A 2,392-nucleotide genomic window follows, 5' to 3' on the forward strand; every position below is an offset into this window, starting at 1 on the left:
CCCGTATTCCTGGGCGGTGCGCTTGGCCAGGGAATTCGGCACCAGGATCGCCGAGGTCCAGTGGTCGGGGAGCCCCGCCATGGCCCCGTGGATCCGCTCCATCCAACCCCGCAGCACGGCCTTGCCCTTGGCGCCCGGTATCCGGATGTGCATCTTGCCGCTCTCGGAACAGCCGGAGGCGTTCTCCTCCCCGTCGGTGACGACGACCTGGAGGAAGGAGTGCTCCCCGTACCCCTCCCAGATGTTCTTCAGATCGTCGACGGACTTCACGGCCGCCTCGATCAGCGCCGTCGCGCCGTTGTCGACCCGGTAGAGGCCCTTCAGGGAGGGCAGGTGCTTGACGTCCATGTCCCAGACGAGGTTGTGCACTTCGTGGTCGAAGGCGTAGAGGCTGATCCGGGTCTCGTGCCCGAGCCGGTCGGACTCCTCCTGGAGGCCCTTCACGAACTCGTCCACGACCCGGATCAGCTGCTGCTCGTGCTGGCGCATCGAGCCGGACTTGTCGACCACCAGCGAAACGTGGTTGACCTTGTGGTCGATCCTGTTCGTGGACATTCTTCTCCCCTTTTCCCAACGCCTTTTCCGGCGCCTTCCGGCGCTCCCCTCGGCGTTGTTCCAACTCTATGGGGAGGCACTGACAATTCCGCCGGACCGGGGGGCAGCCGCCGCCGGGGAATCGGACCGGGGCCCCGGACCGAAAATCGGATCGGGGCCCTCGGGCCGGGAAACGGGCCGGGGAATCAGGCCGGGCCGGGGGCGGCGCCCGTGGCCCGGGCGTGCAGCAGGGCGGCGAGCGCGTCGGTGTACGGGCGGGGCCGGCGCCGGCGGGGCAGCGCGAGGCCGAAGTGCCGGGCGGGACGCGGCGGGTTGACGGGGACGACCCGGGTGCCGGGCTGCGGCGGTTCGAGCGCGACCTGCGGGACGAGGGAGACGCCGACGCCGGCGGCGACCAGCGAACGGGCGAAGAAGTAGTCGGTGGTGGAGCCCGCGACCCGCAGTTCGAAGCCGGCCAGCAGGGCGTGGCGGCGCAGGAAGGCCTCGGTCTTCGTGCAGCCCAGCACCCAGGGGTCGTCGGCGAGTTCGGAGAGGTCGAGGGCGTCCCGGCCGGCCAGCGGATGGTGCTCGGGCAGGACGACGGACAGCGGGTCCGTCATCAGCGGCGTCCACTCCAGGCCGGAGCGGTCGCCGGGGACGACGGGCAGCGGCCCGTCGAAGTGGTAGGCGAGGGCGAGGTCGGCGCTGCCGTCGCGGACCATCGGGAGGCTGTCCTCCGGTTCGCGCTCGACGATCCGCAGTTCGACCTCCGGGTGCGCCGCCGCGAACCGGGCCAGCACCGGGGGCAGCAGGTGGCGGCCGCCGCTGGTGAAGGTGACGAGCGTCAGCCGGGGCCGGTCCGCGCCGAGGCGCGCGATCCGCTCCTCGGCGTGCCGCAGTTCGGCGCCCACCGCGACGGCGGCGTCGACCAGCAGCCGGCCCGCCTCGGTCAGCCGCACCCCGCGCGTCGAGCGCTCCACCACGGTGGTGCCGAGACCGCGTTCGAGGGCCGCGATCTGCTGGGAGACGGCGGAGGGCGTCAGCAGCAGCGCGCCGGCGGCACGGTTGAAGCTGCCGTGCTCGGCCACGGCCTGGAGCATGGTGAGCCGTCTGACGTCGAGCATGGTGGTTCCCCCCGGGTCCGCGCTGGTGCCGCCGCCCTGCTCGGCGGGCGGGCGCGGAGAGGACAGTACCCCGACGGCACCGCTTCCGCGTACGGATCGACCGATCGACCGGTCGGCCGGCGGAGCCGGTCGGCCGGTCGATCAGCCCCCGGCGGGCCCCGGCCCCGGCGGAGCCGGCGTCAGGACCGTGCCGACCAGCTCCGCCAGCCGCGCCCGCAGCTCCTCCCGGTCCAGGCCGCCCGGTCCGGCCAGGTGCTCGACCAGGTCGGCCCGGACCGCGGCGAGCAGGACGTGGGCGGTGAAGCCGCTGTCGGCCGCGACCGGGACCCGCTCCAGCAGCGTGCGGAGCAGGGCGTGCCAGCGCGCGTAGTGCTCCGTCCGGTACGGACTGGCGTCGCCGTCCTCCAGGGCCAGGGCGAGCGCGCGGTTGTCGAGCTTGAAGCGGAGCAGGGCGTCGAGCAGGGCGGGGACGCGCTCGGCCGGCGGGGCGTCCGGCCCGAGCGGTGGCGGGCCGGTCCCGACGGCGGCGCCGAGCGGTTCGAGCCGGGCCTCGTACAGCGCGCGGAGCAGCCCGGCCCGGTCGCCGAAGGCCCGGAACAGCGTGCCCTTGCCGACGCCGGCCGCCGCCGCGACCTCGGCCATGGTGACGTCCTCGGCGTTCTCCCGCCGGGCGAACAGGGCGTCGGCGGCCGCGAGAACGGCCTCCCGGTTGCGGACGGCGTCCTTGCGGGACC

3 protein-coding genes are annotated in these 2,392 nt (G+C 74.2%); all 3 read right to left on the bottom strand.

Features of this window, described 5'->3' with window-relative positions; translation table 11 throughout:
* Positions 1 to 555, bottom strand: a 555-nt coding sequence (locus VR45_RS38250) for a vWA domain-containing protein (protein ID WP_045944564.1), incomplete at its 3' end; no start/stop codon positions are given.
* 185 nt (positions 556 to 740) lie between these two features.
* A complete protein-coding gene (locus VR45_RS38255) occupies positions 741 to 1,658 on the bottom strand; it encodes a LysR family transcriptional regulator (protein WP_045944562.1) in 918 nt (305 codons plus the stop codon).
* 141 nt (positions 1,659 to 1,799) lie between these two features.
* Positions 1,800 to 2,392, bottom strand: a 593-nt coding sequence (locus tag VR45_RS38260; RefSeq protein ID WP_045944563.1) for a TetR family transcriptional regulator, incomplete at its 5' end; no start/stop codon positions are given.

This window comes from Streptomyces sp. NRRL S-495, from assembly GCF_000966955.1.
Lineage (GTDB): Bacteria > Actinomycetota > Actinomycetes > Streptomycetales > Streptomycetaceae > Kitasatospora > Kitasatospora purpeofusca.